The following is a 24,241-nucleotide window of genomic DNA, read 5'->3' as shown; positions in this document are numbered from 1 at the left end:
CAGTCTGTCCGGGTGAGGAGGGAAGGTTATGGATAAATTTTACCATTCCGTTCGTCTGGACCCGGAGCTTTGCAAGGGATGCATTAACTGCATCAAGCGATGCCCCACCCAGGCAATTCGGGTGAGAAACAGAAAAGCGCAGATAAACAGCAAGTTTTGTATTGACTGCGGCGAGTGTATTCGCGTATGTCCGCACCACGCAAAGCTGGCTCTTTATGATCCGCTGGATTCGTTAAAACAATATGAATATACGGTGGCCCTTCCGGCCCCGTCGCTGTACAGCCAGTTCAATAACCTGGACGACGTGAATATTGTGCTGAACGGCCTGGTTCTGATGGGCTTTGACGATGTATTTGAGGTGAGCGCGGCCGCCGAGATGGTTTCGGAAGCGACGCGGGAATACATAGCGGCCAATTATTCGGGTGCGCCTTTCATCAGTACGGCCTGCCCTTCGGTGGTACGCCTGATAAGAGTGAAGTTTCCTAATTTAATATCAAACCTGCTTCCATTAAAACCGCCGATCGAGGTGGCGGCGCAGCTTGCCGTCAAGAAGGCGATGGAGAAGACGGGACTGCCCAGGGAGAAAATCGGTATTTTCTTTATTTCCCCGTGTCCGTCCAAGGTGACGTATGTGAAATCACCTCTGGGAACGGATAAGAGCGAGGTGAACCGGGTGCTGGCGATCAAGGATATCTATCCACAGTTGATCTCCTATATGCAGACGGTCGATTCAAAGGCGCCGGATATGACGGAGTCGGGCAAGATAGGCGTAGGCTGGGGAAGAAGGAGCGGGGAGGCCGGCGGCCTTTTCACGGAGAGCTACCTGGCGGCCGACGGAATCGAGAATGTAATCCGCGTACTGGAGGACATGGAGGACCAGAAATTCTCCAACCTTAAATTCGTGGAGCTGAATGCCTGCAACGGAGGCTGTGTCGGCGGTGTCCTGACGGTGGAGAATCCCTATGTTGCGGAAGTTAAATTAAAATGGCTCCACAAATATATGCCGGTTTCCAGGAGCCATCTGGACGAAGACGCAAGGAACTGTGTCAACTGGACCCAGCCGGTGGAATTTGAACCGGTATTCAATCTGGGCAATACGATGATGGAGAGCTTCTCCAGGTTTAACCAGGTGGAACGGATCTGCAAGAAACTCCCCGGACTGGACTGCGGTTCCTGCGGCGCGCCGACCTGTAAGGCGCTTGCGGAGGATATTGTGCGCGGCGAGGCGGATGAGAAGGACTGTATTTACCATCTGAGGGAGAATCTCCACAAGCTGTCCGAGGAAGTGACAATCATGGCGGACTGCATGATCGACGGGGAGAACTTTGGCGACGAGGCTGTTTATGTGCTCCGCGAATGTGTCCATAAAATTGCCGATGAGATGTCTCGTCTTGAGAAGAATGCCAGGAGGATAGAAGATGACCTTAAACAATCTGATTGAGAAGCTGATGGAGAGCGGCCGTTTCGAGAAGGTCAGCGATGGGGCGGATCCGGAGCGCGAAGTGACGGGCGTTTACTGCTGCGATCTTTTAAGTATTGCGATGGGACGGGCGCCGGAAGGCAGCGTGTGGGTGACCGTGATGGGCAACATTAACACCCTGGCGGTGGCGGCCCTGACGGATGTCTCCTGCATTATACTGGCGGAGGGCGTTTCACTCGATGAGACGGCGGCAAAGAAGGCAAAAGAGCAGGGAATTACGGTGTTCCGGACGGAGGCCCCTGTTTTTGACGGAGCCCTGGAGGTTTACAGAATACTCGGGAGAATCTGACATGATGAATCTGTTTTATGATCTGCACATGCATTCCTGCCTCTCGCCCTGCGGAAACGATGATATGACGCCCTATAACATAGCGGGTATGGCGGCGGTCAAGGGGCTGGATGTGATTGCCGTGACCGATCACAATTCCTGCAAAAACTGTCCGGCGGTGCTGGCAGCGGCCGGGGAGTACGGCATCCTGGCCGTTCCGGGGATGGAGATTAACACATCGGAGGAAGTTCATGCGGTCTGCCTTTTTAAAACTCTTGAGGCGGCGATGGAGTTTGACGCCTATGTCTACGGGCATCTGATACCGGTTACGAACAGGGAGGATATATTTGGAAAACAGGAGATTTATGACTGTTCCGATTGCGTCTGCGGCCATGTGGAGAATCTCCTTATCAACAGCACCGACATTTCATTCGACGGCCTGTGGGAACTGGTGCGCTCTTATGGAGGCGTCATGTTTCCCGCTCATATCGACAAGCCGACCAACAGCCTGATTTCCAACCTGGGATTTATTCCCGTGGACAGCCGCTTTACTGCGGCGGAGATAGCGGATATGGGGAAGTACCACACTCTTAAAAAGAGTAATCCCTATCTGGAAAAGTGCATCATTTTAAGCGATTCGGATGCTCATTACCTGGAAGACATCCATGAGCCGCGGTTGACACTTTCCGTGGAAGAGCGGTCGGTGGATGCGGTGGTGGATGCGCTGCTGGGGGTTAAGAGGAATTAAGTATTGTACGAAGTTGTTTGATTTGGGTATGGTGAAAAACGCTGTCCAGTTTTGTGCGGGACAGCGTTTTTTTGCTTCTGTGTTTTACTCCTTTTCACCGTCGGCGCCGCTTCGCAGATAGTTTACTGCGACGGCAGCCATCGTCCGGGTGCAGAGTTTGAGGAACGGTTCTTCCACCTGGAAGGTGGAGCTGTGTTTTGGGGAACCTCCTCCGGTGCCGATCCAGACCATGCAGGAGGGAGCCTTCTGTGCGTAAAAACCGAAATCTTCCGCACCCAGCAGCGGATGGTCGCCGGTAATGAGAAAATCATCGGGGAGACTGCCGGGAATTCCCTCGCAGATGGCGGAGGCGTTATCCCTCAGGGTATCGGTCACAAAAGCGGTGAACTGCCCGTCATTGTACACGGCGGGATAGCCCTCGTGGAATGCACACTCGCAGCTTCCGCCCATCGAAGAGGCGATGCCGGTGGCGATGGTTTCTATTTGTTTACACATTGCGGTGCGTGATTCCTTTGTCAGGTTTCTGAGCATACACCGAAACTCCACATGATCCGCAATAACGTTGGACGCGCTTCCCCCGGAAATCAGGCCGATATTCATCGTGGAACTTTCCCGCGGATCGATGTTTCTGGATACGATGCCGTGCAGGGCGGTAATGATGTGAGCGGCAATGTAGATAGCGTCGACGCCTTCTTCCGGAGTGGAGGAGTGTGCCGCGCGACCGCGGACGGTTACTTGATACCCGTCCGAGTAGGCGGTTAAATAATGACTGCCGATCAGGATTTGGCCGCGCAGGCTGTCCTCCACATGGAGGGCGAAACAGGCGTCCGGAACTTCGTCCATCAGGCCGCATTTAATCATTTCACGGCCGCCGCCGCCTCTTTCTTCGGCGGGCTGAAAGACCAGCGTCACCTTTCCGCTCCATCTGTCCTTTGTCCGGTTTAATATCTCGGCCACCGTTAAAAGATTGGAAGTGTGGACATCGTGTCCGCATGCATGCATGACATTCGGCGTTTCTGAGGCAAAGGGGAGTCCCGTAGCCTCCTGGATTGGCAGTGCATCCATATCTGCGCGCAGTAAGAGGTGTTTTCCGGCCTTTCCGCTGTCTATGGTACCGATAATGCCCGGTTCACAGGGACTTTTCTGATAAGGGATCCCAATGCGGTCCAGTTCACGCATGACCAGGAGGCCGGTCCGTTTTTCCTGAAAGGAAAGTTCCGGATGGCTGTGGATTTCATGGCGCAGGGCCAGGGCCTGCTGTTCCAGTTCATCCGATAATTTCTGAATTTCTTCCATAATATCCATAATATAAAAACCTCTCATTTTCCAAATAAATTAAAATCCAATCGCTGTTCCGACAAAGATGGAGATAACTAAAATAACAAAGATAATGGCGTAGCAGGGCAGGAAGAAACGGTACCATCTTTTTAAATCCAGATTTGCCAGAGCCAGACAGGACATCAGGTTGACGCTGGTAGGAACCATCAGGTTTGAGAAACCGTCTCCGTACTGCAGTGTCAGGACAGCCATCTGGCGGGTGACACCGATTACATCACTCAGGGGCGCCATAATCGGCATAACGACGGAAGTCTGTCCGGAACCGGAGCCGATAAAAATGTTGATGAACGCGTTGGCGATGAACATTCCAATGGCTGCGAGGCTGCTGCCCAGACTGTTTAACGGAATCGAGATATAGTAAACGATGGAATCCAGAACGCCGGATTTGTTTAAAATAACGGAAACCGTTGCTGCTAATATCATGAAGACCATGACGGTTGTCATACCCTGAGTGCCTTTTACAAAACGTTTCATGATTTCATCAATGTCACAGTGGGCGAGCAATCCCTCCACAAAGGCAACGGGCAGCAGAATAGAGCTGAGCTGCAGATTGTTAAGGCCCAGGATGGGGCCGCCTGCGGCAAAGAAGATAAAAGCGCCGAAGAAAACGACGATGGATGCCACTTCCGACTTTGTCAGAAGACGGTATTCCTGATCCGAACCTTCGGAATATTCTTTGGAATTGACGCCGAAGTCGTTATTATAGCCAGCCGGATTCTTTTGGCAGCGTTTCGCATAGTAAATCAGATAGGCGGAAACGATGCAGAGATTGATAACGGTGACAACTGCGCGCAGACCGGAACCGGAATAGGCTGGAAGGCCTGCAATCTCCTGGCCGAGCACACCGGTCAGCGGATTGATTGGAGAAGTCATAAATCCGGTAAAGGATCCCATGATAACGAGGCCGACGGCAAAACAGCGGTCCGTTTTAAGCTGCTTTGCAATGGTGATGCCGAGCGGGATAAAGAGAACGACGGTGGAAATCATGGAACCGACGCACCCGATGAGTCCGGTTGCGAAAATGTAGATCGGGATAATCAGCATGGCCTTATCTTTTAACCGGTGTATCATATTGCCCAGAGCGCGATCCAGCACTCCGGTCGAATTCATAATTCCCATCAGGCCTCCGAAAATGGTGAGGGTTACGAATAATTTGCCGAACATGCTGTATGCCTGTTCTCCGATTCCGAGAATGACGTCAACCGGGGTTAGAAAAATCTTTTTAACGATGGCATAGGTTCCGGGGACTGCAATTTTACCTTCGTACTGGTAGGAACCGGATGGGATAATAAACGACAGTATGTAAACGGCCAGAATTACAATAAGAATAATGGTCCACATACTTGCAGGTTCTTTTTGGGCTTTTTTAACAACGTCCTTTTTCATATTCATCTCTTTCATGGCATCGTGACAGAGGGGCGGTGCCATATTGTCCTTTCTTTATTTTTCACGTGTTTTGCGCTGAAACTGAATTCCTTTTTCAACGTGCATTAGTTATATCAATATACGCGATACCGTCGAAAAGCCTGTATCGGTGAACAGTCTGTATCGTCGGGCAGCCTATACTAGAGCACGGTCTATATTTGTGAACAGCCTATATCTGAGCACGGCTGATCAAATCGGAGAACAGATTTTTCATGCAGGGTACAGTCTCCTGCAACTCTTCCGGATGCCACTGTACGGCGAGCAGCAGGCCGTCCCGGCTTTCCACCGCTTCGATGACGCCGTCCTCCGTATGAGCGGACACCGTCAGCCCTTCGCCGCATCTGTCGACACACTGGTGATGCAGCGTATTGGTACAGACTTCGGAAGTGCCGAGCACGGCCGCGAGACGGCTGTTACCTTCCAGCGTGACTTTGTGCATCGGATAATCTCGATCCTGGAAGCTTTGTCTGTGCAGCAGAGTGGGAGCCGGAAAATCGGACAGATCCTGATACAGGGTTCCTCCAAGCGCCGTATTCAGAAGCTGCATTCCGCGGCAGACAGCCAGCAGAGGTTTCTTTGTCTCAATGGAGTGGAAGACCACTTTTGCCCAGATTTCATCTTCTACGAGGTTAACTCTTCCCAGCAGCGGGTGCGGTTCCTGGCCGTAAAAATGCGGGTCCACATCTGCGCCGCCCGGAAGTAAAAAACCGTCGCACAGATTCAGCAGCCGATCAAATTTTTCGGAATCCTCCAGCAGCGGAAGACCGACGGGAATACCTCCGGCCTGTTCGACTGCGTGGAGATAAGCGTTGTTGACATGCTGCATTTTGTGGATTGCCCCCGGCATCTGAGAGCGTGACTCTGACAGCATCACTCCGATTACAGGTGTTTTCATAGTATAACATTCCCCTTTCAACTTTTATCATTTTGTTATGACTTTATAGTAGCATGGGTGTTTCGGATGCACAAACAACGTTTCCATGTGCCTTACAAAAAAAAGTTGTGCAAGAAAGAATCCTGCCCGGAGGTTTTTTTATATCATAGGAGCACTGTCTATAATATAAAAAAATCCCGGCTCAGGGAGACGGAATCGGGGATTACGTCATGTCCTTGCCGGAATTTACGCACTCTTCAAAAGAGCTTCTGGAGAAATTGATGAATTGTTTTGTTGTCTGGGATAAAAAGCTGTTTTTAAGATACAGGATGGCTAAATCTTTTTGTGCATTTGGATAATCCCAGTAGAATAAGTGCAGTTCCTCCCGTTCCTTTGCAGTAAGCTGGTTTATATACAGTTCCGGGCAGATAGCCATGCCGATTCCCCTGACACAGCAAATCAAAACCGTAAAGATGTTGGAGGACTCCAGCGTAATCTGAGGCGTGATATTCTCTTCGCGGCAGCAGAGATCGAACAGGTTTCCAAGCCAGGTGCTTGAATTCATGTGGATCATGGGGCAGCGCTCAAATGCTTTCAGACGGTGGCTGGGAGAATCAAGAAGCTCTGCCTGCTCCGGGCCTGTGAAATACTGCTCAAACAGTTTTTTATTGACGGCGATGACGGTATGCTCTTTTCCTATGTTTTTTGACATGAGTCTCGGGTCATCGGGGAGATCATAGCCGAATATACAGTCTACCTCCCTTGTTTTAAGTGCTTCAATCAGTTTGGAAAGCGGATTTTCTTTAACAAAAATCTGCACATGGGGATATTGGCGCATAAAGGCCGACGCCAGGGCCGGGATAATCACACTGCTGCGCCGGGGAGAAACTCCGACGGACAGCCTGCAGGCCTCCTCGCCCTTCAGGGAATCCAGCTCCTTAACCATTTCTCGCTCTATGTCCATAATCTGTGAAAGATTGCGGTACATACATTCACCGGAGGGCGTTAAGGACATCGGCGGTTCACGGTTAAACAGCCTGGTATGATATGTTTTTTCCAGGCTCTCGATCTGCTTGCTGAGCGCCTGCTGTGTCATGTACAGTTTTTTGGCAGCCTGGGTAAAATTCAGTTCATTGGCTGCAACAAGGAAATTTTTATAGTATTCCAGGTTCATTTGCCACCGCCTTTAAAGGAATAGTGATTCTGATATACATCGAATATCTGCAGTATTTATAACGTAAAGTAACTTCCGTATAGATTCCAGGTAAAATATTATAGCTGAAACGAATCGGGAGTTCAATTGGGTTATTTGCCCGCGGTGTCAGAACTGCGCCCGACTGCCCCCGATTTTCTTAAGAACCTGGCCAGCACGAAGACCGACAGGACGGCCAGAATTATTTCCGCAATAACCTGGGCAAAAGGAAGTCCGTAGAGCGGGAAAAAGTGGTTCAGGACGTAAAGAAGGGGAATCTCCAGAATTACCTTGCGGGAGATGGCAAAAAACAGGGATTCTTTGCCCATTCCCACGGCCTGGAAGGTACCGACCGCCATGAAGTCCACGCAGAGGAAGGGGAGCGCCAGGCAGAAGCCCCTTAAGAAGTGGGTTCCGTAAGCAACGGTTTGTGCATCCTCGATGAAAAAGCGTGTCAGCGTCCCGGCGGAGAAATAAAAAATTACGGTCACGGCGGCTAAAAAGGACAGAGCAATCTTCTCTGCAAAAAAGAGAGCTTCTTTCATCCTCTTCCTGTTTCCGCTGGCGTAGTTATAGCTGATTAGGGGCATCAGGCCCTGGGACAGTCCCATTGCCACATACATCGGCACCATGTTCACCTTCTGACAGATTCCCATGGCCGCAAGGGCGGTGGCGCCGTAGGAGGCGGTAAAATTGTTAAGAATCGTGGTTCCCGTCACATTTAAAAGGTTCTGGATGGAAGCGGGGATGCCGACGGAACAGACTCCCGTTATAATCTCACGGTTCAGCTTCAGTGATTTCGGGGAGATGCTGATGCAGGTGGTCTTTCTTCTCACAAACAGATAGACAAGGAAATAGACCAGGGCAAAACAGTTGGAAAGACAGGTTGCCAGGGCGGCTCCGACGGCGCCCATATTAAGTCCCCAGGGCAGAATGAAAATCGGATCCAGCACAATATTTAAAAGACAGCCGCTCATGGTTCCGATACTGGCGTGGAGCGCGGAACCCTCCGACCGGATCATATAGGCCATCACGACGTTCAAAATGGCAGGGACGGCGCCAACGGTAACGGTCCAGTTCAGATAGCCACCGGTAGGGATTCCGGTAACGGAATCGGCGCCCAAAAGAACGAGAAGAGGGCCGCGAAGCACGGTGGTGAGAAGGGCAAAAAGTGCTCCGCAGAAAAACGCGCCGTAGAACCCGAAGGAGGAACTCTCGCGGACGGTCTTATAGTCTTTTCTGCCGAGAGCCCGGCTGATCATGCTGGAGCTGCCGACCCCAAACAGGTTATTGACCGCATTAAAAGCAAGCAGCATGGGGGCTGCCAGCGCTACCGCGGCGGTCTGGACCGGATTGTTCATCATACCCACAAAATAGGTATCGGCAAGGCTGTAGAGAACCGTGACGACCGAACTTAAGACAGTCGGGATCGCAAGGGTCAGGACGGCTCTGCCGATGGGGCTGGTTTCAAATAACTCTTCTCTGTTTTTATTCATAAAATTCATCTCCCGGTTTCCGGAAATTGATCCGATAATGTATAAGCTTTGGTAACGATGAAGGTACGGAACGTTACAATCTGTGACACAGTATAACATAATTTTTTAACAAAATCCATACATCCGGATTGGGAGAGAGAGGCAGTTCGGAATGGATAATATGCGATAAAAGGGAAAATGAAACATAGAGAAACAGTTTGGGAAACGACGTAACAATAGAATGAAACACTTGAAACAAATGAGGATATATCCAGCCAAAACACGTTCCCTCTTCAATAATTAAAATTGGAATTTAAAGGAATTATTTTTAGCCTCAGAAAGTTGATAAATCAGTTGATTTCAGATAATATGATTTAAAAGTGGTATGAAATCAGAGAAAAATAAGGCGCATTACAAAATAGTGGCATGCAACTTGCTGTTATATATAACTGAAAGCAAGTAAAAGGATCCAGAAGACCAACAAAAAAAGAAAAGGAGAGGACCATCATGACCACTGTTTTTGAAAAACCGAGAATCCTGGTTGTTGCCGGCCATATTGGAGATTTTGTATGGAGAAGCGGGGGCGCGATAGCGCGCTATGCACAGGAGGGTAGCGCCATTAAGCTCATCATCGTGTCCGACGGGCTGCGCGGTGAGGCTAATGACTACTGGAAGGCGGAAGGAGCTAATGCGGAGGAAGGATTAAAGCGGCGGCGCGCGGAGGGAGCCGAGGCGGCCAGGATACTGGGCGTGGAAGAGGCGGAATTCTGGGGACTGCCGGATTATCCGATGACGGGAGCGGATGGCTGTGTTGAAAAACTGGCCCATGAGATAAGGGAGTTCCGGCCGAATCTGATCATCACACATTCTGCCTTTGATGCATTTAACCCGGACCATAACACGGTTCATCAACTCGTTCAAAAGGCGCATGCCGCCGCAACCGGAGCCGGTTTCCTGGATGGGCTGGAGGTTTCACCCAGACAGACGCCGATTTTCGGTTTTGAGCCCCATGTCACGGAAATCAGTGATTTTAAACCGGTTGTCTATGTCGATATTACAGACGTGTTTGAGATAAAAAGCCGCGCGATGAAGGTGTTTTCCACACAGCCCGGGATGTATGCCGCCTATAAGCGCAAAGCGGAGGCGCGGGCCAATGAAGCGTCGGGCCGCGGAAGCCGGCCGGGCTGTAAATACGCGGAGGCATTTTCTATCTATCATCCTGTTGCCGCTTCCGGCGGTTTTGTGTGGTAAGGAGGTAAATATATGTTAGTTAGAGTCGATCATATTGATCTCAGGGTAACGGAGTTCGATGAAACGATAGCCATGTTTGAAAAACTGGGCCTGACCGTGACACGCAGCATGCCGCAGAGAAACTCGGTTGAGATGGCGCTGCCCGGGGAGAATCAGGTGGTTTTTGAGATACATAAAGTGCAGGACGGGGAGTTTACCGGCATCCACCATGTCGCTTTTAAGAGCGAGGGGGAAAGTGATGATGTGGAGTGCCTGAAAGCGAAGGGGATTGATTTTAAGAGTGAAAAAAAGAAGATAGCAGATACCGGACGGACAGTCAGCAGCTTTTCGGACGGCAGCGGGCTGACGTGGCAGTTGACCGATTAAGATTCATATTATTTTAGTACCGTTGGATTTTATAGAAAGAAAAGGAGAATAAAAGTATGGGTAATTATGTAGGACGCAGAGTTTTCTTAAATATAAACAGGCCGGATCCTGAGCTGGTGGAGCAGTTCCGGGGATTTCCTTCCAGCAACATTGGTGATGTGATGGAGCGGCTTTACTGTACCGGCTCGGAGATAAAGCCGTTGAATGACGCCCCTCTTTTGGGCGTGGCTTTTACGGTGAAATGTCCCTCGGGAGACAACATGATGTTTCACCGGGCAATGGATCTGGCAAAACCGGGAGATGTGCTGGTGGTGGACGGACGCGGAGGGATGGAGCGCGCCCTGGCCGGTGAGATTATGATGCGCTATTGTATTTCAAGAGGATTTGCCGGAGTGGTGGTCGAGGGATGCATGAGGGACAGCGACGCCGTGCGGGAGATGGACTTTCCGGTCTACTGTAAGGGAATCACTCCCCAGGGACCGTATAAAAACGGCCCCGGTGAGATCAATGTCCCCGTCTGTGTCGGCGGACAGGTGATACGGCCCGGTGATATTTTAGTGGGTGACCGGGATGGAATCGTTGTGATACGGCCGGAGGACGCTCCGGAAATCCTTAAAGAGGTCAGAAAAAAGTTTGCGTCGGAGGAAAAGACCATCTCCGATTATACGGCCGGCCGTGTCAATTATGAAAAACATGAGGAACTGTACCGGGGCAAGATGGAGCAGGCGGATTTTCTTTACATAGAGGAGGGAGATCGGTGAGAAAGATAGTCGTCGCGGGAATTTACAACGATAAGGCGGTGGAGCTTTTTAAAGAGCTGTGTCCGGAGGGGTACAGACTCAAATTTGTGGGAGTCCCGGAACAGAATGTCCTGATTGAGGAGACAAAAGATGCGGACTATCTGTTTTTGCGCGGCAGGGTGGAGCTGAGCGATGAACTGCTTAAGTCTGCACGGAATCTGAAGCTGATGCAGAAGTGGGGGGCCGGCTTTGACCAGTATGATATGAAACAGATCGGCAGTTACAATATTCCCTTTATGAACTGCGCGGGAATCAACGCGGTACAGGTTTCCGAAATGACGGTGGCCCTGCTTCTCGCCTTATACAGGAGAATTCTCCCGCTTAACCGGGATTTAAGTAAAGGTATCTGGTCCAAGGAGGTTTATCTGCCCCAGTGCCATACGATCTGCGGCAAGTGCATCGGCATTATCGGAATCGGCAATATAGGAAGAGCGGTTGCCCGGCTGATGCGGGGATTCGGGGCCAGGGTCCAGTATTATGATGCGCGCCGTCTTCCGCCTGAGACGGAAGAGAGGGAAGTGCTTCGGTATGTGGAGCTGGAAACATTGTTTCGCACTTCGGATGTAATTACGCTCCATGTCCCGCTGGTACCGGAGACAAAGTATCTGGTCAACCGGGAAACGATGGCAATGATGAAGAGAACCGCCGTGATTATCAATGCGGCCAGGGGCGGAGTGGTCAACGAGGCGGATTTATACGAGGCACTGGCGGAAGGGACGATAGCAGGGGCTGCCCTGGATGTGATGGAGCAGGAGGACAATCCGGCGTCTGCGGCCGGGAATCCCCTGTTCAGTCTCGATAATACCGTGATTACGCCGCACATGGGAGCCAGTACGGACGAGGTTTTGCAGGCTATGGTGGAACGCTGTTATGAGAATGTGACGGGAGTGGAAGAAGGGAGGATCACGGCCCCCGGACAGTTTCAAAACGGGATGTATTTTACAAAATATAATGCATAGGGAGGAAAACAAATGAAAAAAAGATTAGCAGCAGTTTTATGTCTCAGCATGATGATGGGTGTTCTGGCGGGATGCAGCGGCGGGAACAGTGCCGGAACTCCGGCAAAAGAGACCGCTCAGGCCGCAGCCGGTACCGGGAACGGGGAACAGGCGGAAAGTAAACCGGAAAAAACCGCGGCGGATTCAGCCGGTGGATCATACGCAGATTTTCCGACGAAAAATATTACCTATATCTGTTCCGGCAGTGCGGGAGGAGGACTGGATCTCTGCGCCAGAATGATTTCCCCTTACATAGAAAAGTATCTGCCGGGAAAAGGAACCGTGACGGTTGAAAATGTGACGGGAGGGCAGAACTGGAATGCCTGGATCCGCTTAATCCAGTCTGCGCCGGACGGCTATAATATCGGCTCCCTGGCCACGCCTCAATTCTGCAACTATTTAAACAAATCTCTTCAAATCCAGTATACGATGGATGATTATACCCCTCTCGTAAACTGTGTGACGGACTATTGCACCATCTGTGTCCGGGCGGATGACAGCCGGTTTGATGATGTGGACAATCTGGAAGAATTAGTTGCCTGTCTGAAGGAAAATTCGGGAACGGAATTTTTAGTCAGCCTGACCTCGGGAGGCGGAGCCGATGAGATTGCGATGTATGAGTTCATGGAATGGAGCAAAATTACAAATATGACCGGAATCAATTACGCGGACGGTATATCGGCCTCCAAAGCCGGATTCCTGGGAGCCGAGACAGATATCTATTTTGGCAAGGTAGGCGATTCCTTTACCATGTTCGAGGACGGCAACGCCAAAATACTGGCCGTTCTGGCATCGGAACGATCGGAAATTCTTCCCGATGTGCCGACGGGAAAAGAACAGGGTTTTGACGTTGTTCTGGGTTCCTCGCGCGGCATCGTCGTGCCGAACGGAATGGACGAAGAGCTGAAGGCAATTCTTGAGGATGCCTGCAAAAAGGCGTCGGAAGATCCGGACTACCTGGCGACCATGAAAGCAGGAGGATACGAAGTGGACTTTATGGGCAGCGAAGAGTATGCCGCATATTTAGCCGGCGTCAAAGAAATGGTGGAAAAATACGCGGATCAGCTTGGATACAATGAGTAGGGGACGGGAAAAGCAGAGGATGTTAATGAATCCTGTTTGTTTCGGAAAGGAGGAGTGAAATGAAAAAGTATTTGACACTGGATGTTGTAATAGGAATCATCCTGATACTTTTCAGCGGCTGGTTCTGGTATTTATCGCTGGCTTTTCCGGAAGCCGCCCGGATGTTTCCCCGGTTATTTCTGACTGTGACCTTTCTTTTAGCCGTGCTGCTGCTGACAGGCAGCATAGCTGAACAGTCAAAGCGGATAAAAAAAGGAGAACTCCGGGAAGGAGACGGTTTTTTAAAGCAGTTTATCCTGCCGTGCAAGGCATACTGCATTATGGTGCTTTATATCATTGGAATCAGGAGCATCGGCTTTTTTGTGGCGACTTCCATTTTTATGGCCGCATTCATGTATTTTCTGAAGGTCAGGAAACCGTTCATACTGTTGGGAGTGACGGCCGGGATGGATCTGTTCCTCTATGCGATGTTTTGCATGGGGTTAAAACTCAGCCTGCCCGCGGGAATTCTGTTTTGAGGAGGTGATTGTTTTGTTACAGACATTTTTAGATGCGGGCCCCGAGATCTTTGCGTCCCTGTTTACACTGGAGACGATGTTCTGCATTCTCCTGGGCGTTGTGGGAGGGATGTTTATCGGCGCCCTGCCGGGGCTCAGCGCGACAATGGGAATCGCCCTGATGCTTCCGTTTACCTACGGACTGACCCCGATTTCCGCCATAGCCATGCTGATGACCATTTACACCTCGGCTATCTGCGGCGGCTCGATTACCGCTATATTAATCCATACGCCGGGCACCCCGTCCTCTGCGGCGACCGCCCTGGACGGTTTTCCGCTGACGAAACAGGGAAAGGGGCTGCAGGCTCTCGGTGTGTCCATCAGCGCCTCCATGATTGGCGGGACCGTCAGCGCCGTGGCGCTTCTCTTTCTGGCCTCCATGCTGGCCTCTGCGGCCCTCAAATTCGGTTCCATGGAATATTTCCTGCTGGCCTGCCTGGGACTCAGCGTTATCGCAAGCCTGGCCTCGGAGTCATTAGTCAAGGGGCTCCTGGCCGGCTGCGTTGGCCTGGTGCTGGGATGTATCGGAATTGACGCCTCCTCCGGCTATGCCCGCTATACCTTCGGAATCGTGCCGCTGTTAGGAGGAATCCCGACGGTCCCCGCGCTGATTGGCCTGTTTTCAATCCCACAGGTGTTAGATCAGCTCGAAAACGCCCGCAGCCAGGGGAAGACCGTCAATGTGGCCGATGTGGCTGAGATGAGCGGGAAGGTGCTGCTGCCGTGGAAGGAATACAAAAAGCTGCTGCCCACGATTCTGCGTTCCTCCGTGATTGGCGTATTTGCCGGAATTCTGCCCGGAGCCGGAGGAGAGATCGGTTCCTGGATGGCGTATAATACGGCAAAAAACAGATCGAAGAATAAGGAATTATTCGGAAAGGGTTCCTACGAAGGGGTGGCCGCATCGGAAGCGGGAAATAACGCCGTTACGGGCGGGGCCTGTATCCCGATGATGACTCTTGGAATACCCGGAAGCGCCGCGGCCGCGGTTCTTATGGGAGGACTGATGATCCACGGCCTGCAGCCCGGAGCCGACCTGTTTGTAAAAAAGGCGGGTACAACCTATGCAATTATTTTTGGCTTTATGCTGGCCAATATCATGATGGGAATCATCGGCCTGTTCATTGCCCGCTACATCGTCAGGATTACAAAAGTCCCGGTCAACATTCTCTGCCCGATTATCGTCGTGCTGGCCGTGGTTGGTTCCTATGCAATCTCAAGCGATATGTACAATGTCTATATTATGATTATTTTCGGCCTGATCGGTTACTTCATGAGACTGGCAAAGTTTCCTCCGGCTGCGATGGTGCTGGGCTTTCTGCTGGGCCACATGGCGGAGAAGGGACTGCGCCAGGCGGTCAACCTTTCAAGGGGAGATCTGCTGTCTTACTATCTGCACCGGCCAATCAGCCTGGTTATTACGGCTTTGATTATCATCGGAATATTCCTGCCGATGGTTCTTGACAAAATAAAAGCGTCCCGTTCATAAGAATAAAGCGCCTCTTCAGGGTATATTTTGGTTTTATGCAGCCAAACCGACACCTTGGAGGGGCGCTTTACTGCTTTTGAAATGCTTATGGAATGTGGTTTCTTTTCATAAGATCTTTTGCTTACCGTCTGCTTCTATTTTCCGATAGTTGTACAAAATTTTACCTAAATTTAGAAAAAATATAACATTTTCTTGATAGTTCAAAATTCCGTCGGTGATATAATCGAAAATGTTGAAGTGATGCAAAAACAGATGCCGTGCAAGGCGGGACGCAAAGTAAAACAGGGTTCAATGCAAAGCAAATGTAACGCAAAGACAGGTAGTAAAGGAGACGAAATGATATGTCACAGATTGAACTGCGGAATGTAAATAAGACTTATGGAAAAAACAATTGTGTGATTGATAATCTGAATCTGCGTATTCCCGACGGCAGTTTCACGGTTATGGTCGGACCGAGCGGATGCGGCAAGTCGACCACGCTGCGGATGATTGCCGGACTGGAGAGCTTAAGCTCCGGGGACTTGTATATTGACGGAACCAGGGTGAATGATCTGGAACCGGGTGAACGTGATATTGCCATGGTTTTTCAAAATTATGCCCTCTATCCGACTATGAACGTAAGGGAAAATATTGAATTCGGACTGATTAACGCGAAAGTACCGAAGCCGGAGAGAGAGAAGCGGATCCGGGAAATCTGTGAAACGGTGGGACTTAGCCCTTATCTGGAACGGAAGCCGGGAGAACTGTCCGGGGGTCAGCGTCAGAGAGTGGCGTTAGCCAGGGCAATGGTGAAACAGCCGAAGGTTTTTCTGATGGACGAACCGCTTTCCAATCTGGATGCAAAACTCCGGAACCAGATGAGGACGGAACTGATTGAATTACATAAAAAGCTTGGAACGACCTTCGTATATGTCACCCATGATCAGACCGAGGCAATGTCCATGGCGACCGATATTGTGCTGATGAATCAGGGAGAGATTCAGCAGGTTGATTCACCCGAGAGAATCTATCATGATCCCGCCAACTTATTTGCAGCCCAGTTCATTGGGAATCCGACGATGAACCTCTTTAAACGCTCTGAGACAGAACCGTTCCCTGATCTGCCGGAACAGGTGGAGACGGTGGGATTCCGGCCGTCCAAGGTCCGTCTTCTGGAGCCGGGAGATTCCCCAAATGGAGAGGAGCTGGTTACTTCGGGTCCGATCCTTACCAGGGAACTGATGGGCAGTGAGATTATTTACCGGCTCCGGTCGCCTTTTGGAATCATCACCTTTAAAACCTTTAATGAGAAACAGCTTCCCGAGGATATGATTGTCCGGGTGGCGGTTATGAAAAACAGCCTGTATCTTTTTGACGCCGATGGAAGGAGGGTGAGGGTATGAAAGCGGTAAAACCTTATTTTCTGGTTGCACCGGCCATGATTCTTCTGTGCATTTTCTGCATTTATCCGATTTTTAATATGATAGGGCTAAGCTTTTATGAATGGGATATGATTTCACCGTTTAAAAAGTTTGTGGGATTCAGGAATTTTGCAAAGCTTGCATCGGACAGGCAGTTTTTTCAGACGCTCCTCAATACCGTTATTTACGTAGTCTGTACGGTTGGCTTCGGAGTGGGGTTCGGGCTCCTTCTTGCGGTCTTTCTGGCAAAGAAAACAAAGCTGAACCTGCTCCTGCAGAGTGTGGCTTTTTCACCCTATATCGTGTCCCTGGCGTCCATTGCGCTCCTGTGGATGTGGCTGATGAACAGTGATTTCGGGTTCCTGAATGCGCTGCTGGCCGTGTTCCGTATACCGCCTGTCGACTGGCTGGGAAGTCCCAGATTTGCCCTGATGTCGCTGATTATCATCAATGTGTGGAAAAGCGTCGGCTACAACGCCCTGATTCTCGTGGCGGCCCTTCAGGGAATACCGCCGCATCTGTATGAGGCCGCAAAGCTGGACCGGGCCGGGGGATGGAGGACTTTCAGCCGTATTACATTCCCGATGATATCCCCGACCGTGTTCTTCTTAGCCCTCGTGGATGTGATAGCCGCTTTTAAGGTTTTTGAAACAATTCAGATTATTACCCAGGGAGGACCGCAGAATTCGACCAACACACTTGTATTTTCCCTGTATGAATACGGATTTCAGTTCTATAAGGTGGGTTATGCGGCGGCAATCGGAGTGATTCTATTTTTTATCGTACTCTTATTTACAATACTGTACTTTGCCGTACTTTCAAAGCGGGTTCATTATCAATAGAACGGGAGGAGAAATTTATGATTGCAGTAATTAAAAAAACGTTTATCCGGCCTGCTTCGGGAGGGGTTCCGGAAAATCAAGAGGAAAGAGTATGGCCCGAAGCGGGGCGCAGGCAGGCTGTACGCAGGCTCCGCAAGGCGGCGCGGACGCTGGTGAGCGCAGTTCTTCTGCTGATTTTTTTCTTTCCTTTTTTCTGGATGATTATAACTTCCTTTAAATCGCTTGGAGAGACGATGGTGTTTCCGCCGGCCCTGCTCCCAAAGCAGTTCCATTTTTCAAATTATGTGTCTGCGTTTACCGCATTTCCCTTTGTCCGCTTTCTTGTGAATTCCTGCGTTGTCACGGCCGCGGTGCTGGTTCTGCAGATGATAACGGTAATTCCGGCGGCCTATGCCTTTTCGCAGTACCGCTTTAAGGGCAAATCATTTCTCTTCGGCCTTACGCTGGCGACGATGATGGTGCCGGCGCAGTTGATTTTCCTGCCGCTTTTTATCCTGTTTTCCAGGGCGGGGCTGATTAACAGCTATCTGTCCCTGATTCTGCCGTTTGGCACCAGCGCATTTGGGATTTTTATGCTCCGCCAGACTTTTAACCAGATGCCGAAGGAACTGATTGAGGCGGCGCGGCTGGATCGGGCGGGAGAGGGGAAAATCGTGTTCCGCCTGTTTCTGCCCATGGCCAGGCCGACCCTGGTTACCATGGCGTTACTGACGTTTATCAATACATGGAATGATTACTTCTGGCCCCTGGTCATGACAACTAATGACACGGTCAGAACCCTGCCGGTGGGAGTGGCGTCCCTCCGTAACATCGAAAGCGGTATCCATTACAATATTCTGATGGCCAGCAACGTCATGCTGACAATACCGATTATCATCGTCTATCTGCTGGCGCATAAGCAGATTATTAAGGCATTCACCTATCTCGGAGATAAGTAGCGGCAGTTGAGAAAACGTTGTCTGCGGCCGCGGTCCGGGATATGAGAATAAAGCGACATCAATATTTAACGACAAAAAGGAGAACAAACATCATGAAAAAGAAAACTGCAACCTGCATTTTGGCCGCTCTGACGGCTGTATCCGCCTGCCTGTCGGGCTGTTCGGGCAATGCGTCCGGCAACGTGTCCGCGTCCGCCGGTTCAGGCTCCGCCGCATCGGAAGGAGGTTCCGACCCGATACAGTTAACTTACTGGTATTCCTGGCAGGATAAGATTGCGGAGAATAATGTGGAGCGCATTCAGGAATTTAATGAAACGGTCGGAAAGGAAAACGGGATTCATGTCACGGCCGAGTATCAGGGGACTTACGACGATCTGCACTCTAAACTGAAAAGCGCCTTTGTGGCAAATGAGGAACCGGATGTCTGCGTTATGGAGATTGCCAGCATCAAATCATTTGCCGCCGGAGGGATTATCCAGCCGATTCAGGATATGGTGGCGCAGGAGGATGTGGATGATTTTTATCCCGGACTGATGGAAAACTGCTATGTGGATGGAGTTCTCTACGGAGTCCCTTATCTGAGAAGCACGCCGGTTCTGTACTATAATAAAACGCTTTTTGAAAAGGCCGGGCTGGATCCGGAGAAGGGACCGTCCGACTGGGAGGAACTTGCCGCCATGTCCGGGCAGTTGGCTGATATTGGAGTAAGCGGATACGGATTCATTTCGGATATCTGGATTTTTGAAGCCTTTTTACGCAGCAACGGCGGAGATACGGTCAATAAGGACTGGACGCAGGCCGCGTTCAATTCACCGCAGGGCGTAGAGACGGCACAGTATTTTAAAGATGGAATTACCAATCACAATTTCAAATATTACAGCGGCAAGGAGGCTCTCACTACCGATGAGGTCAACCAGAACGTTGCAATGTGGATTACGTCGACGGCAAATCTGTCCAATAACCTTCAACTGGCGGAGGACAACGGGTATGAGATCGGCACTGCTTTTATCCCGAAAAACACGCAGAATAAGGTTCCGACGGGAGGCTGCAACCTGGTCATGACCAGCCGCCTGGAGGGGAAGGAGAAGGAAGCCGCTGCAATGCTGATTAATTTTATGACAAGCAAGGACAGCGCGGTAAAGAACCACATTAAGACAGGGTATCTTCCGACAAGACAGAGTATCGGCAGCGACGAACGCCTGGTAACCTTATATGAGGAAACGCCTCAGTACAAGGTGGCGCTTGAACAGCTCCAATACGGAAGCGGCCGCCCGATGGCCCAGGCCTATTCGGAAATGACCAAGACATATCAGGATGCCGTCGATAAGATCATGACAACCGATGTCGATATACAGACGGAGCTGGATACATGCGCCGCCGCCTGCGACTCCCTGCTGAAGTAGCGGAAAGCATGGCGGATTTAAACCTGGAACAGAAACACTTAATTAAACCTTAGATTAAAAAAGACAGCAAGGAGAATACGAGAATGCCAAGACTGGTAGTGATGTGTGTCGATGCTTTATTTACGACGGATTTAGAAGATGTGGCCGGAATGGAAGGATTCAGGACAATCATGGAACATGCGGCCATTTATAAAAATATAGATTGTATCTACCCGACGCTGACCTATCCGTGCCATGCAACGATAATGTCCGGCTGCTGGCCGGAGCGCCACGGCATCTGTCACAATGAAAAACTGGATCCCGGGACCAATAACCGTGAATGGTACTGGAATTACAGGGATTTAACGGTGAAGACGATTTTTGACTATGCAAAGGAGAATCATCTGACTACTGCGGCGGTGCAATGGCCGGTTACGGCCGGGGCTCCGATTGACTATGTGATTCCGGAAATGTGGACGTATGAGCATAAAGCGGATATGCGCGAGGTGCTTCTTCCCAACAGTTCGCCGTCCATGAAGGAAATTTATGAGAAGAACTGCCATCTGATGAACTGGAAAGAAAATCCGCGGTTCGACAGCTTTCAGGTGCAGTGTGCGGTTGATATCATCCACCGCCACAAGCCGGATGTGCTTTTCATGCATCAGTCACATCTGGATCATACACGTCATATGTACGGACTTCATGCGCCGGAAATTCAGGAGGCCCTGCGTCTCCACGACGGCTGGATCAGGCAGATTATCGACGCGTTAAAAGAGGAAGAGCTGTTCGAGGATACGGCGTTCATCATTCTGGGAGATCACGGACACCTTCAGGTGGACTTCAACATCTGTCCGAACGTACTCCTGGAGCGCGAAGGTATTATAAAGATCGACGGGGCCGGTATTGTGAGGGAATGGGATGCATATATCCAGTCCTGCGGAATCAGCGCCCAGGTTTACATCAGAAAACAGGAGGCGGAGGAAACCGTGCTCCGGCTTCTGAATGATTTAAAGGATCTGGGATATGTGAGGAACATTTTCAAAAAAGAAGAATTGAAGGAAAAATACCATCTCGACGGAGCGTTTGCCTATATGATTGAAGCGGCGCCGAACTATGCCTTCGGCAATGCCTCCCGCGGCGATTTGCTTTCGGGGACGGACAGTTCCGACTACAAATATTCGGCGGCGACCCACGGGCATCTTCCGTCAAGAGGAGACAAACCCTGTTTTATTGTCCATGGGCCGGGGGTGCCCGAGGGTACTTTCGGGGGAGCGCGGCTGATTGACGAGGCGCCGACCATGATGAAACTGCTGGGGCTTTCTAATGAAGCCGGGGCAATGGACGGCATTCCTCTTTTTTAACGTTTCAAATCCAGGCGGTTGCCGGATATTCGGGCGGATGCTATACTTGTCTTAACGGGTGGAATTGGTGAGGAACGGCTGTGTGCAGAAGAGGAGAAAAATGGACAGGAACAATAATTCCCAGATATCAATGATATGGACGAATCCCATTGCCTTTGAACTTTCGAAAAAACTGGTGGAGGAGAGGCAGTTGGACTGCCGTGTAATTCTGGCGGAATTGTTGGAGGTAGAAGAGGTGGCGGCTTCGGAAGTAAGGCGGGGAGCTAAAATTATTATTTCCAGGGGCGGTGTTTGGAACCGCATCCAGAAGAAGGTAGCCATCCCAATGGTTGCCGTGCGTTTTGCTTTCTCTGATTTTGCCTCGGCCATCGAGGAGGCGTCCCGGTACGGTGAACAGATTGCCATGATTGTTTTCTCCGAAGTGATGCTCGAATCGGCCCAAAAAGAATACTATTACTGGAAGGTAAAGACGGTCGTCATCCAGGTTGCGGACATAAAGGAAGCGCGGGAGGAAATCGCCAGTTTAAAGAAGAAAGGAATCAGCGCCATCGTCGGAGGCGTGACGATCCGGAAGCTGGCCGCTGAGAAGGGAATTCCCTGTGTGCTGTTCGGCTGCAATGAGGATGTCGTGTTAGAAGCGATTTACGACGCACAGCGGCTTTTGAAACTCCTGCTGGCTCAGGAGGTCCGTTACCGCACGATCAGCATGCTGCTTGACAACTCCTCCGAGGGAATGATGACACTGGACAGGAACGGCGTTATTACAAATATTAATAAGGTGGCTTTGAAAATACTCGGAGGGGAACTTCGGGAGGAAGAGATCCTTGGCAGGGAGTGCATCGAACTGTTTCCGTTTCCCGCCGTCATTTCGGGAACCATGCAGGGAAAAAGGTTTTATAATTACCTCGTGGCATACGGGAACCACTATCTGGCTGTCAGCAGCCTGCCGATTGTGACGGACAGCGTAATCAAGGGAATCATCGTAAATATCCAGGATTCGGACGATATCCAGGCGGTAGAGAATAAGATCCGCAGGCATTCGGCCACAAAAGGCTATGCCGCAAAATACACATTTCAGAATATTATCGGTGAGAGCGAAGTGATTGTAAAAGCCAAGCATCAGGCCATGATGTATGCGGGAGTGGACAGTACGGTCATGATCTGCGGCGATTCCGGCACGGGGAAAGAACTATTTGCCCAGAGCATCCACAATGCCAGCAGCAGGAGAAACCAGCCCTTTGTGGCGGTCAACTGCGCCGCCTTTCCGGAGAGTCTTTTGGAAAGTGAACTGTTCGGCTACGAAAAAGGAGCGTTTACCGGAGCCAGCCCCAATGGAAAAGCCGGGATTTTTGAGATGGCGCACAAAGGCACAATTTTTTTAGATGAGATTGGCGAGATGGCGGTTTCGCTTCAGTCCCGTCTTTTAAGGGTCATCCAGGAGCGGGAGATTGTCCGCCTGGGAGGCAGTTCCGTCATTCCCGTGGATGTCAGAATCATCACGGCGACGAATAGGAACCTTCTGGAGGAGATGAAAAAGGGCAATTTCCGGAAGGATCTGTACTACCGGTTAAGCGTTTTGACGTTGCAGCTTCCCCTACTGGAGGAGAGAGCGGAAGATATCACGCCACTGGCCCTGCAGTTTGCAAGAACCTTTGGGGAAAAGCACGGGCGTGAGATCACGGGCATTGCGCCCGGCGCGCTGGAACTATTGAAGACACACCGCTATTACGGAAATATAAGAGAGCTGTCCAATATCATTGAGCGGGCCGCCATCTTTGCCACGGAGACCGAGATTTCTGTGGGAGATGTTAAAATGGCCCTGTTTGGCAACGCATTTTCCGAGACGGTATGCCTGGAAACCGCGGATGCACCGGAGCAGACTTCGGGCAGCACCGTGACGGCGGATGGAGAAGGCCGCGAAAACAGGGAAAAAGACCGGATTAAGGCCGCCCTGCATAAGGCGGACGGGAATTGTACGAAAGCGGCGGGGCTGCTCCATATCAGCAGGACGACGCTGTGGAGAAAGATGAAGAAATATCGGATTAAGGAAGAGGAGCGATAGGTTCTTGAATTCCTTTGTTTCATTTAGTATACAACATATGAAGGGGACATTAAAAAACTCCCAAACAGAAAAAATGCTGAGGTCGTGAGACTTTAGCATTTTTTCTGTTTGGGACTTATTTTACAGCTCCTTTTACGAAATATGATTTCTATTATTACTGTCCGGAAGCAGGTTTGTCTGTAATCTGGCCCTTGCCACCGGCGTAACGCCAATGAATTCGTCCACCTATGTGGGATGCGCGCTTTGCGAAGTCGAGCTGGAAAAGTTCTGTAAGTACGGCGGTTTTAAGGATTTAATTGAGATGTGAGGACGCCTCTGTAAGACGGCGGACGGGGTAGTGGGAGAGTGTACATGAGTCTTCAGTCCCGATGGTTGGTTGTGGTGAGGGGGAATCCCGGAGAAAAAATTCCTACGGGGACTCGCTCCCGCTGGTGGAATGCGCAACGGGTGCTAGATTCGATAATACCTCATCAAGCACCGGCGGATTCCAAGGTCCCCTTCGGAAAGTTTTCTCCTTCCTTCCCCGGGCAGGTTATCGACGGGACTGAAGACTCAGCAAAGGGAGTCGCCCCGTCCGTCGTCTTCAGAGGCTGATTGTCTCTTTCGTCAAGTGCGGGGGAGGTCTTGCCGCGGCCACTATGTAGTCGTGAATTTTTACCTTTTGAAGATGTTTCAGACTGAATTCGGAGATAAATCCAAAACTAAATTGAATGAGGAAACAAAAAATTGAATGGTTATTCAAGGATAGGTCAGGTGCTAAAGCTTCGGCTCTTCAATTTAATACCATACAGGAGACATTCTCCTGAAATTCAAGGAAACGTAGTGGTAGCGACAGTAGTCCCCGCCCTTGAAGGAACAGAACAAATCAGCGGCCGCAGGCCGGAGTTCGGGATGGCGAAAACCTTCGCGTCT

22 protein-coding genes are annotated in these 24,241 nt (G+C 50.6%); 17 read left to right on the top strand and 5 right to left on the bottom strand.

Features of this window, described 5'->3' with window-relative positions:
• Positions 1-28: 28 nt before the first annotated feature.
• Genes QZT18_RS18375 through QZT18_RS18365 form a run of 3 tightly spaced genes read left to right on the top strand, consistent with a single transcriptional unit; the run spans position 29 to position 2,496 of the window.
• Entirely contained in the window at positions 29-1,441 is a 1,413-nt protein-coding gene (locus QZT18_RS18375) for a [Fe-Fe] hydrogenase large subunit C-terminal domain-containing protein (RefSeq protein WP_294150221.1), read from the top strand.
• Positions 1,419-1,769 (top strand): hypothetical protein, encoded by a 351-nt coding sequence (locus tag QZT18_RS18370; RefSeq protein WP_294150219.1) that lies wholly within the window; start codon positions 1,419-1,421, stop codon positions 1,767-1,769. Before QZT18_RS18375 ends, QZT18_RS18370 begins: the two co-directional genes overlap by 23 nt.
• Position 1,770: 1 nt before the next feature.
• On the top strand, positions 1,771-2,496 hold the full coding sequence (locus tag QZT18_RS18365) for a PHP domain-containing protein (RefSeq protein WP_294150217.1): 726 nt from the start codon (positions 1,771-1,773) through the stop codon (positions 2,494-2,496).
• 84 nt (positions 2,497-2,580) lie between these two features.
• On the opposite strand, the gene QZT18_RS18360 is transcribed toward QZT18_RS18365, so the two are convergent.
• From QZT18_RS18360 to QZT18_RS18340, 5 genes are all read right to left on the bottom strand, one after another.
• On the bottom strand, positions 2,581-3,801 hold the full coding sequence (locus tag QZT18_RS18360) for a M20 family metallopeptidase (RefSeq protein WP_294150215.1): 1,221 nt from the start codon (positions 3,799-3,801) through the stop codon (positions 2,581-2,583).
• Positions 3,802-3,831: 30 nt separating this feature from the next.
• Positions 3,832-5,220 carry a Na+/H+ antiporter NhaC family protein gene (locus QZT18_RS18355; RefSeq protein ID WP_294150213.1) on the bottom strand — a complete coding sequence of 463 codons (1,389 nt, stop codon included), beginning with the start codon at positions 5,218-5,220 and terminating at the stop codon, positions 3,832-3,834.
• A 208-nt stretch (positions 5,221-5,428) separates the two neighbouring features.
• Positions 5,429-6,154, bottom strand: a complete 726-nt coding sequence (locus tag QZT18_RS18350; protein ID WP_294150211.1) for a gamma-glutamyl-gamma-aminobutyrate hydrolase family protein — start codon at positions 6,152-6,154, stop codon at positions 5,429-5,431.
• Positions 6,155-6,356: 202 nt separating this feature from the next.
• The gene (locus QZT18_RS18345) at positions 6,357-7,307 is read right to left on the bottom strand and encodes a LysR family transcriptional regulator (RefSeq protein WP_294150209.1); all 951 of its coding nucleotides are present in this window, start codon (positions 7,305-7,307) and stop codon (positions 6,357-6,359) included.
• A 131-nt stretch (positions 7,308-7,438) separates the two neighbouring features.
• Complete coding sequence (locus QZT18_RS18340; protein ID WP_294150207.1) at positions 7,439-8,821, bottom strand: MATE family efflux transporter; 1,383 nt, start codon at positions 8,819-8,821, stop codon at positions 7,439-7,441.
• Between the two features lie 486 nt (positions 8,822-9,307).
• Between QZT18_RS18340 and QZT18_RS18335 the strand changes: the two genes are divergently transcribed.
• From QZT18_RS18335 to QZT18_RS18270, 14 genes are all read left to right on the top strand, one after another.
• On the top strand, positions 9,308-10,051 hold the full coding sequence (locus QZT18_RS18335) for a PIG-L deacetylase family protein (RefSeq protein ID WP_294150205.1): 744 nt from the start codon (positions 9,308-9,310) through the stop codon (positions 10,049-10,051).
• A gap of 12 nt (positions 10,052-10,063) precedes the next feature.
• Positions 10,064-10,417: a VOC family protein gene (locus QZT18_RS18330; RefSeq protein ID WP_294150203.1), complete on the top strand. Its 354-nt coding sequence runs from the start codon at positions 10,064-10,066 to the stop codon at positions 10,415-10,417.
• A gap of 56 nt (positions 10,418-10,473) precedes the next feature.
• On the top strand, positions 10,474-11,178 hold the full coding sequence (locus tag QZT18_RS18325) for an RraA family protein (protein ID WP_294150201.1): 705 nt from the start codon (positions 10,474-10,476) through the stop codon (positions 11,176-11,178).
• Positions 11,175-12,176, top strand: coding sequence for a D-isomer specific 2-hydroxyacid dehydrogenase family protein (locus QZT18_RS18320; protein WP_294150199.1), 1,002 nt, complete (start codon positions 11,175-11,177; stop codon positions 12,174-12,176). Before QZT18_RS18325 ends, QZT18_RS18320 begins: the two co-directional genes overlap by 4 nt.
• A gap of 12 nt (positions 12,177-12,188) precedes the next feature.
• Positions 12,189-13,298 carry a tripartite tricarboxylate transporter substrate binding protein gene (locus tag QZT18_RS18315; RefSeq protein ID WP_294150198.1) on the top strand — a complete coding sequence of 370 codons (1,110 nt, stop codon included), beginning with the start codon at positions 12,189-12,191 and terminating at the stop codon, positions 13,296-13,298.
• Positions 13,299-13,357: 59 nt separating this feature from the next.
• Entirely contained in the window at positions 13,358-13,816 is a 459-nt protein-coding gene (locus tag QZT18_RS18310; RefSeq protein WP_294150197.1) for a tripartite tricarboxylate transporter TctB family protein, read from the top strand.
• A gap of 13 nt (positions 13,817-13,829) precedes the next feature.
• Complete coding sequence (locus QZT18_RS18305) at positions 13,830-15,344, top strand: tripartite tricarboxylate transporter permease (protein WP_294150195.1); 1,515 nt, start codon at positions 13,830-13,832, stop codon at positions 15,342-15,344.
• Between the two features lie 341 nt (positions 15,345-15,685).
• On the top strand, positions 15,686-16,726 hold the full coding sequence (locus QZT18_RS18300; RefSeq protein ID WP_294150193.1) for an ABC transporter ATP-binding protein: 1,041 nt from the start codon (positions 15,686-15,688) through the stop codon (positions 16,724-16,726).
• Positions 16,723-17,586 carry a carbohydrate ABC transporter permease gene (locus tag QZT18_RS18295; RefSeq protein WP_294150191.1) on the top strand — a complete coding sequence of 288 codons (864 nt, stop codon included), beginning with the start codon at positions 16,723-16,725 and terminating at the stop codon, positions 17,584-17,586. The genes QZT18_RS18300 and QZT18_RS18295 overlap by 4 nt, the downstream gene beginning before the upstream one ends.
• 17 nt (positions 17,587-17,603) lie before the next feature.
• Positions 17,604-18,524 (top strand): carbohydrate ABC transporter permease, encoded by a 921-nt coding sequence (locus QZT18_RS18290; RefSeq protein ID WP_294150189.1) that lies wholly within the window; start codon positions 17,604-17,606, stop codon positions 18,522-18,524.
• 92 nt (positions 18,525-18,616) lie between these two features.
• Positions 18,617-19,927, top strand: a complete 1,311-nt coding sequence (locus QZT18_RS18285; protein ID WP_294150187.1) for an ABC transporter substrate-binding protein — start codon at positions 18,617-18,619, stop codon at positions 19,925-19,927.
• 83 nt (positions 19,928-20,010) lie between these two features.
• The gene (locus QZT18_RS18280; protein ID WP_294150185.1) at positions 20,011-21,267 is read left to right on the top strand and encodes an alkaline phosphatase family protein; all 1,257 of its coding nucleotides are present in this window, start codon (positions 20,011-20,013) and stop codon (positions 21,265-21,267) included.
• A 100-nt stretch (positions 21,268-21,367) separates the two neighbouring features.
• Positions 21,368-23,329, top strand: a complete 1,962-nt coding sequence (locus tag QZT18_RS18275) for a sigma 54-interacting transcriptional regulator (RefSeq protein WP_294150183.1) — start codon at positions 21,368-21,370, stop codon at positions 23,327-23,329.
• A gap of 726 nt (positions 23,330-24,055) precedes the next feature.
• Positions 24,056-24,241, top strand: a 186-nt coding sequence (locus QZT18_RS18270; RefSeq protein ID WP_294150181.1) for a hypothetical protein, incomplete at its 3' end; no start/stop codon positions are given.

This window comes from uncultured Clostridium sp. (genome assembly GCF_900547735.1).
Classification (GTDB): Bacteria; Bacillota; Clostridia; order Lachnospirales; family Lachnospiraceae; genus Otoolea.
The sequence above is the reverse complement of the archived record's forward strand: the minus strand, read 5'-3'. Positions and strand labels throughout refer to the sequence as shown.

Coding starts and splice junctions, on each gene's coding strand:
- QZT18_RS18350 (WP_294150211.1), bottom strand. CDS start 6,154: ATGAAAACACCTGTAATCGGAGTGATGCTGTCAGAGTCACGCTCTCAG.
- QZT18_RS18285 (WP_294150187.1), top strand. CDS start 18,617: ATGAAAAAGAAAACTGCAACCTGCATTTTGGCCGCTCTGACGGCTGTA.
- QZT18_RS18290 (WP_294150189.1), top strand. CDS start 17,604: ATGATTGCAGTAATTAAAAAAACGTTTATCCGGCCTGCTTCGGGAGGG.
- QZT18_RS18315 (WP_294150198.1), top strand. CDS start 12,189: ATGAAAAAAAGATTAGCAGCAGTTTTATGTCTCAGCATGATGATGGGT.
- QZT18_RS18275 (WP_294150183.1), top strand. CDS start 21,368: ATGGACAGGAACAATAATTCCCAGATATCAATGATATGGACGAATCCC.
- QZT18_RS18310 (WP_294150197.1), top strand. CDS start 13,358: ATGAAAAAGTATTTGACACTGGATGTTGTAATAGGAATCATCCTGATA.
- QZT18_RS18365 (WP_294150217.1), top strand. CDS start 1,771: ATGATGAATCTGTTTTATGATCTGCACATGCATTCCTGCCTCTCGCCC.
- QZT18_RS18335 (WP_294150205.1), top strand. CDS start 9,308: ATGACCACTGTTTTTGAAAAACCGAGAATCCTGGTTGTTGCCGGCCAT.
- QZT18_RS18280 (WP_294150185.1), top strand. CDS start 20,011: ATGCCAAGACTGGTAGTGATGTGTGTCGATGCTTTATTTACGACGGAT.
- QZT18_RS18360 (WP_294150215.1), bottom strand. CDS start 3,801: ATGGATATTATGGAAGAAATTCAGAAATTATCGGATGAACTGGAACAG.
- QZT18_RS18325 (WP_294150201.1), top strand. CDS start 10,474: ATGGGTAATTATGTAGGACGCAGAGTTTTCTTAAATATAAACAGGCCG.
- QZT18_RS18355 (WP_294150213.1), bottom strand. CDS start 5,220: ATGAAAAAGGACGTTGTTAAAAAAGCCCAAAAAGAACCTGCAAGTATG.
- QZT18_RS18340 (WP_294150207.1), bottom strand. CDS start 8,821: ATGAATAAAAACAGAGAAGAGTTATTTGAAACCAGCCCCATCGGCAGA.
- QZT18_RS18375 (WP_294150221.1), top strand. CDS start 29: ATGGATAAATTTTACCATTCCGTTCGTCTGGACCCGGAGCTTTGCAAG.
- QZT18_RS18295 (WP_294150191.1), top strand. CDS start 16,723: ATGAAAGCGGTAAAACCTTATTTTCTGGTTGCACCGGCCATGATTCTT.
- QZT18_RS18300 (WP_294150193.1), top strand. CDS start 15,686: ATGTCACAGATTGAACTGCGGAATGTAAATAAGACTTATGGAAAAAAC.
- QZT18_RS18370 (WP_294150219.1), top strand. CDS start 1,419: ATGACCTTAAACAATCTGATTGAGAAGCTGATGGAGAGCGGCCGTTTC.
- QZT18_RS18345 (WP_294150209.1), bottom strand. CDS start 7,307: ATGAACCTGGAATACTATAAAAATTTCCTTGTTGCAGCCAATGAACTG.
- QZT18_RS18330 (WP_294150203.1), top strand. CDS start 10,064: ATGTTAGTTAGAGTCGATCATATTGATCTCAGGGTAACGGAGTTCGAT.